We start from the raw sequence: 11,936 nt of genomic DNA on the forward strand, positions 1-11,936 counted from the left end.
CCTTCAGTAAATAACCGGCACCATTCCCCCATCCATACGGATTGGAGAGCCTTTAAATGCAGTCAGAAAGTCAACCCGCGTGACATTTTTTTGGTGCAAACAGCTCAGCCTGATTCATAAATACTCAATACCTTTTTAATTCTCCGTATAAGCTCGGTCCGCACATGCGGAGGCTCCAGACATTCACATTGGTCCCCCATCCGCAGAAGCATATTGTACCCGAAATCATTTTCCGAGAACGGAAACCGGGCAATGAATTGCTGATTTCCGCAAGCCTCCACATTGTCTTCACCGCATAACTCCAACATTAGATTCAGTAAAGAAGCATTGATGAGCAGCGTGAGGTTGATCATCTTTTGCTCCGGCGGGCGTATGGGTCTGGGATCAAATTCCCTCGGTGTGTAGGTATCAGGCTCAAGCTCAAGTTCTGTAATACGGGATAGACGGAAAATACGAAAATCCTGCCTGGAGTAACAATATCCATGCAAATACCAATTGTTCTCCTTAAGCACCAGGCGGTACGGTTCAACATTCCGGCGGGTCTTAGTTCCTTGCTGGTCGCTGTACATAAATGACAGCATTCTCTGCTCATTCAGCGCCGTCTTGATTTCCTGCAAGTAAAGCTTCTGCTTCTTGTTGCACAGCCAGGGTGTATGATCGATGATAACCTGACTCGATTTCTGCTCAATCTCCCGCACCTGTAATTCCGGAATCAGACCTTTCACTTTCGCCGTGGCATTCAGGATTTCCTCGCCCACCATTGTCGTGTGAATACTCCCCAGACCTGTTAATAAAGCTGTAATATCCGAAACGGTGAACAGTCTTTTTTCAATTTTGTATTGCTCCATAATGGCTATTCCGCCATGAACCCCGGGATAGGTAACAATCGGAATACCGGCCTGGTTAATAGAGTCGATGTCTCTAAAAATCGTGCGTGGCGTGACTTCAAACATTTCGGCCAACTGGGAGCTGCTTACTTTATCTCGTTCCAGCAGAATCATTATTATGGAAATTAAGCGCTCTAATTTCATTGACATCACCTTTATTTATTGTAGCACAAAAACCATGACATACTATTGTCATAATTGCGTATGGTATTATCCAATTAACCGATAACCCAAGGTTAAATAGATATACAAGGGAGAATGAACATGGAATATATACACGGCTTCAAAGAAATAATGGGGGTCAACGCATACCTTGCCTTGGCATCCTCAAAGGATAACAAACCAAACGTCAGACTAATGAGTCACTTTTATGATGGAGCCACAGGCATTGTGTACGTCTCTACCTCCAAAGAGTCCCCGAAAACAGAAGAATTCGCAGCCAATGATAAGGTAGCATTTACTACCATCCCCGATGCAACCGGCCGGGTGGTAAGAGTGACAGACGCTATCGTCAAGAAAAGCGGGCATTCTGTCTACGACTTGAAAGCCGGATTCATTAAGAACAATCCAAGCTTTGAGTTTATCCTAAAAGAAATAGGTCATACATTTGAAGTGTATGAATTTCATTTTAACGAAGCGATTGTGAATTTAGGGGGCCAGAGAATGGAGAAAGTAACCCTGTAATTTCAATTTATAAGGGACATAGATCAGGGATATCCCTTGATCTATGTCCTTTTAATATAGTAATCAAGAGCGGCAAAGCCACCTTCTCTACATGGATATCCTACTAAATGATGCCCCCCGTTCTTTTTCATTATCATCACTTTTATTTATTGTAGTACAAAAACCATGACATACAGTTGTCATAATTCTATATGGTATCATCCAATTAACCGTTAACCCACGGTTAAATACATATATAAGGGAGAATGAACATGGAATTTTTACAGGGCTTCAAAGAAATAATGGGGGGCAGCGCATACTTTGCCTTGGCATCCGCAAAAGACAATAAACCAAATGTCAGACTAATGAGTCACTTCTACGATGAGGGCACGGGCATTGTGTATGTCCCTACCACCAAAGAGTCCCCGAAAACGGCAGAATTCACATCCAATGATAAAGTAGCATTTACTACTATACCTGATGCAACGGGCCGGGTGGTACGAGTGACAGACGCTATCGTCAAGAAAAGCGAGCATTCAGTCTACGACTTGAAAGACGGATTTACTAAGAACAATCCAGGCTTTGAATATATCCTCCAAGAAGCAGGTAAAGTATTTGAAGTATACGAATTTCATTTTAATGAAGCGATTGTGAATTTGGGTGGCCAGAAAATGGAGAAAGTAACCCTGTAATTTCAATTAACAAAGGACATAGATCAGGGATATTCCTTGAGCTATGTCCTTTTTATAGATAGGCGGCCAGTACAAAGCTCCTGCAAGAAGAACCGACAGCTACACGTAGTTTATATTTGGCAGATGCTCTTGCATGTCAGACTTTGGCAACTGAGAAGTAGCCTCTCATTGAATAAGATGCTTGACAATAAAAAGTGGTGTGAATACAAAACCGACGATTTTTAAGGAGAAAATAATCATGCCCAACTTATCCATAGAAGTATTTACAGGTTCCGCTCAAGCCTTTAACGTCAACTCTACTATTGTATACGGGGAAAAGGATGCCGTTCTGGTCGATGCTCAGTTTTTGCTCAGCGATGCATACCGCCTGACTGCGAGATTGCTCGAGCTGGGCAAAAACCTGACGCACATCTACGTAACCCACTTTCATCCAGACCACTATTTCGGCCTTCAGGTCGTTAAATCGGCTTATCCTCAAGCCCAGGTACTCGCTCTGCCAGAAACAGTTGAGGACATTAAGAATACGTTCGCCAAAAAGATTGATCCATGGAAGCCTACTGTGGGGAATAACGTTCCAGACGCACCAGTAATTCCAGATATACTCGTTCAGGATGTTATCGAACTGGAAGGGAACGAACTGAAAATCAAGGGCCGCCTGCAAGGTGATACCCCAAATAACAGTTATGTATGGATTCCGTCAATTAAAGGGCTTATTACCGGAGATATTGTATATAATGACACCTTTGTATGGACACTCGAGACTAATGCAGAATCCCGTCAGGCATGGCATCAGACTCTGGATGAACTTCAGTCGCTGAATCCTGAAATCGTGGTTGCAGGACATCAGGCTTATAATACCGAGAATACTCCTGAAGCAATTGCACATACCCGCCGTTACCTTATTGCTTTTGATGAAGTATTAAGCGAATCACCGACAACAGATCAAATCATTACGAATGTATAATCGTGCTTTCCAGAACTGAAGACTGTAGAAATTGGCTTGATCCTTGCCGCTAAAGCTTTTGGGGTGAACCATGCTGAGTAATCTGGAAATCATCAAAAGCACCTATGAAGGAGATTCTAAAGAGAATGGTACGAAGTATCAAACCTATTTGGCTGAACATGCGGAATGGACAGAGGCAGCAGGATTCCCCTACGCTGGAACATATATTATATATGATGAAATCTCTAAAAATGTGTTTTTTCGCCTGGGAACGGAATGGGATGGATACACGGCAGAAGTCAGCGAGTTCTATGAAGATGGCGATACCGTCATTGCAGTAGGTGTATATTCAGGAACATATAAACAAACAGGTAAATACTTCGAAGCAGATTTTGTGCATATGTGGAAGCTTGAAGATCAGAAGATTATGAAATTCAAGCAATATGTTGATAGTTACCTGGTACAGAACGCTATGGTGAAAAGGTGAGATTTCCTGTCCATGATTTCCCCGAACCCCATGTATAGAATTGAAGATTGATACTAGTGGTTAAGTCCCCCCTTACAACATCCTTTCCCGGTGATACTTGGATTGGATGTTGTTTGTTTTTCATTCTTCAATTTACCTCCCAACCCAATGAGGACGGCTAACAGTCCTATATCGTTCATTTTTAAAATGTGTGAATATACCTTTTCCTTATCAGGTTCGAAAAATCGCAAAAAATTATGGCAATGATATTGACGGGAAGTAACTGTAAGCGTATACTAAATCCAAGATAATTGCACATTTGATTTAAACAACTAGCACATTTGTGCAAGTGACATGAGGGCGAGGTAACTCTAATGAACGATGATGAGAAGAAAATATTGGTTCAGGTCGCGAAAATGTACTATTTGGAGGATTTGACCCAGAGCGATATATCCAAACGTCTGGGAATCTACCGCACCTCCATCAGCCGTCTGCTCAAGAAGGCACGGGATGAGGGCATCGTACAGATCAACATTATAGATGAGGCCAGTACCCATTCTGAAATGGAAAGCCGCCTTAAGCAGTTGTTTGGTCTCCATGAAGTGATCATTGTCGCTTCCAATGAGAGTATGTCCGGTAATGACAAAATTAAGTCTGTGGCCAGAGCTGGTGCGGAACTGCTGAGCAAGATGATTAAAGACGAAGATGTGGTCGGGTTTGCCTGGGGAAGAACAATGGGCAGCCTCATCGGAGAGTTTAACGATTGCCCGCAGCGCTCCGCACATTTCGTGCCTCTTGTCGGCGGCCCTGGTGATATGGAAACCAAATATCACGTCAATGCCATCGTCTACAGCATCGCAACGGATTTTGGCGGGGAAGCACATATGATTGATGCAGCGGCAGTTCTCGAACGCAAAGAAACCAGGAATGAAATTATCAACTCCAACTACTTCCGCAAAATCACTGATTTATGGGATAAGCTTACTGTTGCAGTAGTTGGTATTGGCGCCCCTATCAGCAACTCCAATATGATCTGGACCGGCTTTTTGGGAGATAAGGAAATCAAGCATCTGAACAGCCATGATGCCGTCGGTGATATCTGTTCCAGATTCTATGATTCACAAGGAAATGTGGTGAATTCGGAGCTGGCCGAGCGTACAATTGCGATTCCACTGGAACGGCTGCGTGATACCCGAATTACATTGGCACTAGCCGAGTCTATCGAGAAAGCACCTTCGATTCTTGGAGCCATCCGCGGCAAATATATCAATGCCCTGGTCACTAACGAAGAGACCGCTGCCGAGGTACTCCGGCTGGCCGGGGATGCAGCGGTATAACACTCTACTACGGAGGGGAATGATCCGAATGGGCTTACTGATTATAATAGCCGCTCTCGCCTGGCTGCTGCAGGGAATGCTGGGACTCCTGCAAATCAGAAATTTCAATAAAAAATATACAGAGCTTAGAAGACTTGGACGCGTAGCCATCGGCAAAAAAACCGGAAAGATCAGAGCCGGAACAGTGGTGATGTTCGCTATTGATAAGGATGCCCGAATTCTGCAGGCCGCTCAAATGCAAGGTGTTACAGTCTTTTCAAGGGTACGGCATCTCAAGGGATTTGAAGGCCGGCATCTGCTTGGCTTGACTGAGCAAGAGATGCTACATTGCAACCAGCTGACCCGTGCCGCCATCATGGATGCGCTGAACAACTGCGATATTATCCTGAAGGGAGGTGAGCTTAAGGTCAGACAATCCTGGCTTGAACGGTTAATGCCTGCGAAAAAATAAAAGAGGTGAGGTTAGTATGAATGTAGTTACAAATTTAGCTTCAGGATTCATGGATTTGTTCCGTGCCGGCGGCGAAACATTTATGAGTCTGGTCACAGGAATTATTCCCCTGCTTATTATGCTACTGGTAGCCATGAACTCGCTGATTCAACTGATTGGCCAGGACAAGGTTGAAAAAGTCGCACGTAAATCAGCCAAAAATCCCTTTACACGCTATTTCATTCTTCCTGTCCTAGGTACTTTCATTTTGGCGAATCCGATGACCTTATCTTTGGGGAGATTTCTGCCAGAGAAGTATAAACCCAGCTATTATGCCGCAGCTTCTTATTCCTGCCATACCCATAACGGACTGTTTCCACATGTGAATCCAGGTGAACTGTTCGTATTTCTGGGCATTGCGGCTGGCATAACCACTCTGGGACTCGATACTACGGAGTTAGCAGTACGCTACTTCCTCGTGGGTATAGTAACGAACTTCCTCAGAGGCTGGGTCACAGATTTAACCACAGCTTATGTATCGAAGCAGCAAAGTGTCAAATTAAAAGAGACTGTGAATCTTTAGGAAGGAGGGAGAAATAAAATGGAGACTTACAAATCAGTGAGGGTATCAGCCGGACCCGGCGGTTTTGGCGGCCCACTCATCATTACCCCGACAGAAGCGAAAAACAAAGTGGTCTACGTGACGGGAGGAACAAGGCCGGCAATCGCAGATCGGATCGGAGAATTAACGGGTGCTGAGCTGGTGGATGGATTCAAAACTAGTGTCCCTGAGCAGGAAATCATTTGTGTGATTATTGACTGCGGCGGAACCTTAAGATGTGGCCTATATCCGCAAAAAGGGATTCTGACCCTTAATCTGCTACCGACCGGCAAAAGCGGACCCTTAGCCAAACATATTACAGAAGATATTTATGTTTCAGGGGTTAAGGTTTCGAACATTGAGCCGTATGAAGGTGCTGGAACACCCCATACAGCCCAAGCCGAAAAAATCGTTGATAAAGAAAGTACACAACCTAAGTATAGCGCAAACAAGAAAATTAGTGAACAGCATAAGCCAAAAGGTCTGCTTGCCCGTGTAGGTATGGCTATGGGATCCATTATAGGTGTCTTTTATCAGGCAGGCCGGGAAACAATTGAGACTGTAATTAAAACTATTCTACCTTTTATGGCCTTTGTAGCCATGCTTATCGGTATTATTAATGCTTCAGGCATCGGAGATATCATTGCCAAATTCCTCTCTCCTCTGGCGGGATCGCTTCCGGGTTTGCTGATCATATCGCTGATCTGCTCCTTCCCTCTGCTTTCCCCGTTTCTGGGACCTGGAGGAGTTATAGCGCAGGTAATCGGAACATTAATTGGCGTTGAAATCGGCAAAGGCAACATTCCTGCCCATTTGGCCCTCCCGGCCCTCTTCGCCATCAATTCCCAGGCTGCTGCAGATTTCGTGCCTGTAGGGCTTGGACTCGCTGAAGCCGAGGTTGAGACGATTGAAGTCGGAGTTCCTTCGGTACTCTACTCGCGTTTTCTTACCGGTGCGCCTACGGTGTTTATCGCCTGGCTAGCCAGCTTTGGATTATATCAATAATGGAGGTACGCGTAATGCAGACCATATATAAGACCCGTATCACAAAATTCGGATCAGCAGCTTTTGATTTTATGGAAGATAAAGTGTTTGTGCTGTTCGGAAACAATGCCCCCGAGGACGTGGCGGAATACTGCCTGCTGATTGAGCTCTCGAAAGTGAATGGCGAGATTCAAAAAGGAGATCTATTTCGTCTCGGAGGAAAATCTTACACCATCACATCCGTTGGGAATAAAGTGGCCCTGAACCTGCAACAGCTTGGACATATCACGCTTCAATTTGACGGCAAGGAAGACGAAGGCCTTCCGGGAACGCTGTACTTGGAGAATACCGCTATTCACAAGCCCGAAATCGGCAGCGAAATCGAAATTATAAAAAAATAAATCATTAAGGGAGATAGAGATATGAGTGAGAGAAAAGTAGCACTGGTTGCCGGAGGCGGACAAAGTCTGGGCGAGGCGCTCTGTCATCGGTTGGCTGAAGAAGGATATGAAATTGTTGTCGCGGATATTAATGAAGAAAATGCCCAAAGAGTTGCGAAGGAAACAAGCGAGCAATATAAGGTTGAAACCTTGGCAGTTCAGGTGAATTTCACGAACGAACTTGAGGTTGTTGAAATGGTCCAGCAAGCTGTGTTTGCCCTTAAACGGATTGATCTGCTGGTGTATGTGGCTGGTGTAGCCAAAAGCCGTAAAATTACGGATTTCGGACTTGAAGATTGGAATCAGACCGTTGATGTCAATCTAACCGGATATTTTCTCTGCGCACGCGAGGTCTCCAAAGTCATGATTGAGCAAGGCAGCGGCAACATCATCCAAATCAACTCGAAATCAGGCAAAGTCGGAAGTAAGCATAACTCCGCTTATTCCGCTTCAAAGTTCGGTGGCGTGGGTCTTACCCAGAGTCTAGCGCTGGATCTGGCCGAACACAATATCCGCGTAAACGCGATCATGCCTGGAAATCTGCTGAAATCACCAATGTTTCAAAGCCTGCTTCCCCAGTATGCCGCTAAACTAGGCATTGCTCCAGACGAAGTGGAGCAGGTGTATACGGACAAAGTGCCGCTTAAACGAGGCTGCACCTATGACGATATCGCCAATGCGGTTATCTTCTACGCTTCCGATAAAGCATCCTACATGACAGGCCAGGCTATCAATGTAACCGGCGGTCAGGTGATGCACTAGCCAACCACGCAGAAAAGGGCATCGTTTGGTCAGCGTTTGCAAAAGAGGGCAAGAAGCACCCCAGGGTGCCTCCTGCCCTCTTTCGTTTGATATAATGGATTAATATAGGAGAGGGATCTATACTCTTATCGATGGTTCTTTAATATCTTTTTCCCCTGCCCAATTTGAGAGTCCCTATAATGTCCTGTAATAATTCCTCACCATAGGCCGGCCTCCATTTGTCGTAGTTCGTGCATCCTCCTTCAGTAAATAACCGGCACCATTCCCCCATCCATACGGATTGGAGAGCCTTTAAATGCTGCCGCATAGGGACTGCATACAAAAGCAGCCAGCCTGCCGATCTCCATAGGCTTAATGAAACGCTGTAATTCAGATTGCGGCAGACTTGCAGCCATGAATTTCTTCTCTTTTTCTGTAAACGTCAATTTCTCATCAGGATACATCCCGTCAATGATTTGCTGCACATTCTCAGACAGTGTAGGTCCAGGCATGATTGTATTAACCGTGACCTCAGTTCCTGCTGTCAGTTTGGACAGACTCTTGGACAAGGACAGCAGCATGGATTTGGTCATTGCATATTGAGGCATCTGTCCTGAAGGCATGACGGCTTCTTCACTGGCGATGAAGAGGATACGGCCGTAGTCTTGTTTCAACATTCCAGGGATATATAATTTCGTTAATCCGTTTGCAGCAAGCACATTCGTGCGGAAATACTTCTCCCATATGTCATCGTCAACATCCTCATACTGCATCAATTCATAAATGCCCATATTGTTGATCAGAAGATCAACGCTGGGGAATTTCGCGAATAAAGCTTGTCTTTGTGCAGCGTCCACTATATCAGCAGCGGCATTCTGAGGAGTGGTGTCCGGGAAATTCATCTTCAATTCACTGACGGTCCGCTCTGCCTCTTCGTAATTTCGTCCATTGACCAATACGTTAACGCCTTCCTTGGCAAGCTCTATAGCAATGGCTTTCCCTATGCCTTTCGTAGATCCTGTAACTAATGCTGTTGTGTTGTTTAATCCCATATCCATAATCCACTTCTCCTTATTCGGACATTCCTGTGTTCCGGATAGTGATTATTGTACCCCGCCGGGATTATTCAGTAACTAGCCCCATATGCCAAACTTCTTGTTTAACACGCCAAAAAATACTGCTCACGAAATGCCGGCATCCGTAAGATGCTCAGCACGCCACTTCGAAGGAGTGTCCCCCTCCCACAGACGGAAAGCACGGTAGAAGGAGTTCTGGTCCTCGTAGCCAAGCAGGTAAGCCACTTCTTTAATATCAAGCGAAGGGTCTGCCAGATACTCCCGGGCCTGCTCATGCCGGGCTTCTGTCAACAGCTGCTTGAAGGTCGTATTTTCGTCAGTCAGCCGGCGCTGCAGGGTCCGGCCGCTCATCTTAAGCTGCTTCGCAGCAGCCTGAATGCCGGGGCATCCTCCTGCGAGGCTGTGTTTAATGACCATTTTGACTCTTCCGGTAATAGAGCGGTTGTCATGCAGTTCAACGAGTGACCGGTCCAGAGCGGGTGTCAGGATCTCCAGCAGCTCTTCGTTATACGATACAAAGGGAAGGTCCAGATCACTTCGATGCAGCGTCAGCCGGTTACATTGCCCGCCTGCCTGGATTACACAGCCGAAGTAGGCTTCGAGGACCCGTTCATCGCCCATGGACTGCGTAAATTCGACGGACTGTGCCTTCAAGGGACGGCCTGTCCCCTTCCTCCCAAGCTCCAGAAGAAAGGCCAAAGTGATCCCCGCCAGCACCGGAGGACCGGATGCTTCGGTATTCAGCCATTCCAGTTCAACTGTACAATGCCCGTTCTCCTCCGTGATCCGCAGGCTTTCGGGAGGACACAGCTGCTTGTATCTGACCATGCGGTACAGAGCATCGCGGTAGTCACGGGCGTGATATGTTGCTAAGACGGTCGGAGGGTACTGCGTGGTTTCAAAGGCGGCTGCAAGCTTGATGATCCCCTCTGCAGTGTCTCCGGTGAGCTCGGAATACGCCTGCCAGATTGCGAAATATTGGGCAGTGGTGACTGAGGATTCCGTTGTTATCGATAACGGCAGCTGTGCATGGCGGGCCACGTCGCGGGAGGCAATTCCTAAGTGATTTATGCCTGCCCAGAATCCCGGAGGTATTCTAATAAGGTCAGAGAGACTGGACTTCATACGTACATACCTCCTAATGCCAGTTGTAAATTCATAGCTGTGGTTGTATTAAAGCCATATAAGAATACTCTTATGCCCGTTGCAATGTCTACAGATGGAATAAAATTCATCCACATTTCTCATTTTGTTTTAACATGCAGGCGTTACAATGGATTCAGATCATAACTAAGCTGAGCTCACAAAACCTGTAGGAGGATTAATCATGCCTAATATCTGGATGCATCTCGAATACGGGCAACAGCTGGCCGGGGAATTCCGCAGCCGGTTCCCGTTCTTACATAAGCTTCAGCCGCAGGAACAGTTGTATAATCTCGGCTGTCAGGGCCCGGATTTCCTGCTGTATCATAGTTTTCTGCCCTGGAGCAAGGATGCGGGGGCCCTCCATCTCGGGGATCTGATGCATACGCAGCACTGCGGGCCTGTGCTTATTGATTGCTGGGAAGCTGCGCGGACTCTCGAAGGGCCGGAGGCAGACCAGGCCCGGCTCTACTTCCTTGGCTTCCTGACCCATCATCTGCTGGACCGGAACCTGCATCCGTACATTAACTGGAAGGCAGGCTACAAATTCCGCGATCACCAGCGGTTCGAAATCGATTTGGATACCTTGTTCATGAAGCGGCTGCGGGGCGTCAATACCTGGCAGAATGCCGCCTGGACAAGAATAGACGCAGGTCCCCGGCTGTCTGAGCCGGTTCATCATATTCTTCACACCACTGCACTCCGGCACTACCCGGAAGCCATGGGCAAGCTGCCCTCCGAGATCTGGCAGAGCTCCTATCGGGATATGGTGCTGGCTCACAGATGTCTTTATGATCCGAAGGGCTGGAAGAAGGCCCTCGCCTGGGGCCGTACCCGCCGTCTGTTCTCCCGGAAGCTGACTGCCCATGAAGAGCAGCTGGATTATCTGAATGACCGGCACTCCGAGTGGCGGCATTCCGCACTGTATTCCGAGGTCCGGACGGAATCTGTCTGGGAGCTGTGGGAGCAGGCGCTGGAGGAAGGCCGGACCGTGCTCACCGCGCTCGCTGATTGGCTGGAATGTACGGACGACGACGCGGCAAGGCACAAGCTCGACCAGTTCATCACAGTACTGGGCGACCGCTCTTATGATACGGGCAAGGAATGCAGCATGAACCTGCAGAACCAATATGCAGAGCCCATCTGGACCAGCCTGCCTGGCAGCTGATCGCAGTCAGCGTCTCACCCGGCTCTGCCGCCGTTTCAACCGGGCAATGAAGCCGCCCAGGGGGCGGCGCGGGGAACGGGTGGGCGCTTGGCAGAAACTTGGGCACTCCCGGCGGCACCTTGCAGTAACTTCGCCGCTTCCGGCGGCACCTTGCAGTAACTTCACCGCTTCCGGCGGCACCTTGCAGTAACTTCACCGCTTCCGGCCGCGCTTCGCAGTAACTTGGCCGCTCCCGGCGGTACTTCGCAGTAACTTCGCCGCTCCCGGCGGCACCTTGCAGTAACTTCACCGCTTCCGGCCGCGTTTCGCAGTAACTTGGCCGCTCCCGGCGGTACTTTGCAGTAACTTCGCCGCTCCCGGCCGCG

Annotated in this window: 13 protein-coding genes and 1 pseudogene; 11 read left to right on the forward strand and 3 right to left on the reverse strand. The window is 47.5% G+C overall.

Going from position 1 to position 11,936, the window contains the following annotated elements:
• Positions 1 to 104: 104 nt before the first annotated feature.
• Complete coding sequence (locus MHI42_RS09005; protein WP_342423545.1) at positions 105 to 1,037, reverse strand: YafY family protein; 933 nt, start codon at positions 1,035 to 1,037, stop codon at positions 105 to 107.
• Between the two features lie 114 nt (positions 1,038 to 1,151).
• Between MHI42_RS09005 and MHI42_RS09010 the strand changes: the two genes are divergently transcribed.
• From MHI42_RS09010 to srlD, 10 genes and pseudogenes are all read left to right on the forward strand, one after another.
• A complete protein-coding gene (locus tag MHI42_RS09010) occupies positions 1,152 to 1,571 on the forward strand; it encodes a pyridoxamine 5'-phosphate oxidase family protein (RefSeq protein ID WP_342423546.1) in 420 nt (139 codons plus the stop codon).
• Between the two features lie 251 nt (positions 1,572 to 1,822).
• Complete coding sequence (locus MHI42_RS09015; protein WP_342423547.1) at positions 1,823 to 2,242, forward strand: pyridoxamine 5'-phosphate oxidase family protein; 420 nt, start codon at positions 1,823 to 1,825, stop codon at positions 2,240 to 2,242.
• Between the two features lie 238 nt (positions 2,243 to 2,480).
• A pseudogene (locus MHI42_RS09020) lies at positions 2,481 to 3,287 on the forward strand (MBL fold metallo-hydrolase).
• A complete protein-coding gene (locus MHI42_RS09025) occupies positions 3,277 to 3,672 on the forward strand; it encodes a nuclear transport factor 2 family protein (RefSeq protein ID WP_342423548.1) in 396 nt (131 codons plus the stop codon). Before MHI42_RS09020 ends, MHI42_RS09025 begins: the two are co-directional and overlap by 11 nt.
• Positions 3,673 to 4,025: 353 nt before the next feature.
• Positions 4,026 to 4,988: a sugar-binding transcriptional regulator gene (locus MHI42_RS09030; protein WP_342423549.1), complete on the forward strand. Its 963-nt coding sequence runs from the start codon at positions 4,026 to 4,028 to the stop codon at positions 4,986 to 4,988.
• A 28-nt stretch (positions 4,989 to 5,016) separates the two neighbouring features.
• Positions 5,017 to 5,439 (forward strand): transcriptional regulator GutM, encoded by a 423-nt coding sequence (locus tag MHI42_RS09035; protein ID WP_342423550.1) that lies wholly within the window; start codon positions 5,017 to 5,019, stop codon positions 5,437 to 5,439.
• Between the two features lie 16 nt (positions 5,440 to 5,455).
• On the forward strand, positions 5,456 to 6,001 hold the full coding sequence (locus MHI42_RS09040) for a PTS glucitol/sorbitol transporter subunit IIC (protein WP_342423551.1): 546 nt from the start codon (positions 5,456 to 5,458) through the stop codon (positions 5,999 to 6,001).
• A gap of 18 nt (positions 6,002 to 6,019) precedes the next feature.
• The gene (locus MHI42_RS09045; protein WP_342423552.1) at positions 6,020 to 7,024 is read left to right on the forward strand and encodes a PTS glucitol/sorbitol transporter subunit IIB; all 1,005 of its coding nucleotides are present in this window, start codon (positions 6,020 to 6,022) and stop codon (positions 7,022 to 7,024) included.
• 14 nt (positions 7,025 to 7,038) lie between these two features.
• On the forward strand, positions 7,039 to 7,404 hold the full coding sequence (locus MHI42_RS09050) for a PTS glucitol/sorbitol transporter subunit IIA (protein ID WP_342423553.1): 366 nt from the start codon (positions 7,039 to 7,041) through the stop codon (positions 7,402 to 7,404).
• A 21-nt stretch (positions 7,405 to 7,425) separates the two neighbouring features.
• Complete coding sequence (srlD, locus tag MHI42_RS09055; RefSeq protein ID WP_342423554.1) at positions 7,426 to 8,205, forward strand: sorbitol-6-phosphate dehydrogenase; 780 nt, start codon at positions 7,426 to 7,428, stop codon at positions 8,203 to 8,205.
• A 242-nt stretch (positions 8,206 to 8,447) separates the two neighbouring features.
• Here the strand turns inward: srlD and MHI42_RS09060 are convergent, their stop codons facing one another.
• Complete coding sequence (locus tag MHI42_RS09060; protein WP_342423555.1) at positions 8,448 to 9,242, reverse strand: SDR family NAD(P)-dependent oxidoreductase; 795 nt, start codon at positions 9,240 to 9,242, stop codon at positions 8,448 to 8,450.
• A gap of 123 nt (positions 9,243 to 9,365) precedes the next feature.
• On the reverse strand, positions 9,366 to 10,385 hold the full coding sequence (locus MHI42_RS09065; RefSeq protein WP_342423556.1) for a helix-turn-helix domain-containing protein: 1,020 nt from the start codon (positions 10,383 to 10,385) through the stop codon (positions 9,366 to 9,368).
• Between the two features lie 202 nt (positions 10,386 to 10,587).
• On the opposite strand from MHI42_RS09065, the gene MHI42_RS09070 reads away from it, so the two are divergent.
• A complete protein-coding gene (locus tag MHI42_RS09070; protein WP_342423557.1) occupies positions 10,588 to 11,571 on the forward strand; it encodes a zinc dependent phospholipase C family protein in 984 nt (327 codons plus the stop codon).
• The last annotated feature ends 365 nt before the right edge of the window (positions 11,572 to 11,936 follow it).

It is taken from the genome of Paenibacillus sp. FSL E2-0178, assembly GCF_038593005.1.
Lineage (GTDB): Bacteria > Bacillota > Bacilli > Paenibacillales > Paenibacillaceae > Paenibacillus_AQ > Paenibacillus_AQ phytohabitans.

Bases quoted from the DNA above. Each gene is read 5' to 3' on its own strand.
- MHI42_RS09045 (WP_342423552.1), top strand. From the start codon at position 6,020: ATGGAGACTTACAAATCAGTGAGGGTATCAGCCGGACCCGGCGGTTTT.
- MHI42_RS09035 (WP_342423550.1), top strand. From the start codon at position 5,017: ATGGGCTTACTGATTATAATAGCCGCTCTCGCCTGGCTGCTGCAGGGA.
- MHI42_RS09005 (WP_342423545.1), bottom strand. From the start codon at position 1,037: ATGTCAATGAAATTAGAGCGCTTAATTTCCATAATAATGATTCTGCTG.
- MHI42_RS09025 (WP_342423548.1), top strand. From the start codon at position 3,277: ATGCTGAGTAATCTGGAAATCATCAAAAGCACCTATGAAGGAGATTCT.
- MHI42_RS09065 (WP_342423556.1), bottom strand. From the start codon at position 10,385: ATGAAGTCCAGTCTCTCTGACCTTATTAGAATACCTCCGGGATTCTGG.
- MHI42_RS09050 (WP_342423553.1), top strand. From the start codon at position 7,039: ATGCAGACCATATATAAGACCCGTATCACAAAATTCGGATCAGCAGCT.
- MHI42_RS09060 (WP_342423555.1), bottom strand. From the start codon at position 9,242: ATGGATATGGGATTAAACAACACAACAGCATTAGTTACAGGATCTACG.
- MHI42_RS09030 (WP_342423549.1), top strand. From the start codon at position 4,026: ATGAACGATGATGAGAAGAAAATATTGGTTCAGGTCGCGAAAATGTAC.
- srlD (WP_342423554.1), top strand. From the start codon at position 7,426: ATGAGTGAGAGAAAAGTAGCACTGGTTGCCGGAGGCGGACAAAGTCTG.
- MHI42_RS09070 (WP_342423557.1), top strand. From the start codon at position 10,588: ATGCCTAATATCTGGATGCATCTCGAATACGGGCAACAGCTGGCCGGG.
- MHI42_RS09040 (WP_342423551.1), top strand. From the start codon at position 5,456: ATGAATGTAGTTACAAATTTAGCTTCAGGATTCATGGATTTGTTCCGT.
- MHI42_RS09010 (WP_342423546.1), top strand. From the start codon at position 1,152: ATGGAATATATACACGGCTTCAAAGAAATAATGGGGGTCAACGCATAC.
- MHI42_RS09015 (WP_342423547.1), top strand. From the start codon at position 1,823: ATGGAATTTTTACAGGGCTTCAAAGAAATAATGGGGGGCAGCGCATAC.